Origin of the sequence: Flavobacterium sp. FlaQc-28, from assembly GCF_044007415.1 — a bacterium.
Taxonomy (GTDB): Bacteria; Bacteroidota; Bacteroidia; order Flavobacteriales; family Flavobacteriaceae; genus Flavobacterium.
Window position 1 is genome coordinate 1 of sequence record NZ_JBIPCM010000023.1, and the last position, 989, is coordinate 989.

Genomic DNA, 989 nt, shown 5'->3' on the forward strand with positions numbered 1-989 from the left:
TCATTATTAGCATCATACCATTCGTCTTGTACACCATTTCCATTAACATCATACCAAACATAGTCTCCTAAGACAGGAAGTGTTGATTTTCCGTATTCAAAGTTATGAACTTGGAATTCACATTCTTTAAGAGTAGTAAAGAACAAGCTCGAGTCGACTGGGTACAATTGATAGGCACTATTTAAATTAGCATCTTGAACCTGAACTAAATAATCTCCTGCAGGCATTCCTGTGAAGCTGTACATACCATCGGCTCCAGTTACACGCAGTAAGATTGGCCCTGTAGTTGTACCTTGAGGAATTAATGTTACTGGAACATTTGCAATAGGAGTGTTAGTATCTATATTTATGATTTGTCCAGATATTTTCACTTTATAGTTTGGCTCAGTAATAACAACCGTTGCAGTTGCTGTACAAGTTTCATTTTCACTATTTACTACAGATGTTGCAGTAAGAGTATAAGTTCCAGCTGGTAAATTTGTGTTTCCAACTACTTCGTTATTTTGATTTGTAATAACTACAGTAGATCCAGGACTGCTGGTAACTGCAATTGAACCGTCGCTTTTTCCTTGGCAGCTTACATTTGTTGCAATACCGCTTACAGAAACTTTATTTTCAACTGTAAAGGTTTGAACTAATTCTGTTTTATTACCTGCACAGTCTGTTAAAGTATAAGTTCTAGTTAGAATATAAGATTCTCCATTACATCCAGTTCCTCCGTTATTAGTATCGCTTACTGTAATATTTACAGCTCCTGCGCAGTTGTCTGCCGCATCTTTTATGTCTGCTGGACTTCCTGCTGGAATGTCTGCAGCACTTTGTAGATTAGCAACATCTGATGGTGCAGTACCAGTTGGAGGAGTAGTATCTCTTACTGTTATAACTTGAGTATACGAAATTGAATTTCCTCCGCAGTCACTTGTTGTCCATGTACGAGTTAAGGTATATTCTGTACCACATTCGTTTTTAACATCACTTTTAACTTCTTT

General features: G+C 37.0%; 1 protein-coding gene. It reads right to left on the bottom strand.

The window, feature by feature from the left end; translation table 11 throughout:
• On the bottom strand, window positions 1-989 hold a 989-nt coding region (locus ACHRVL_RS23015), incomplete at both ends, for a carboxypeptidase regulatory-like domain-containing protein (RefSeq protein ID WP_395415594.1).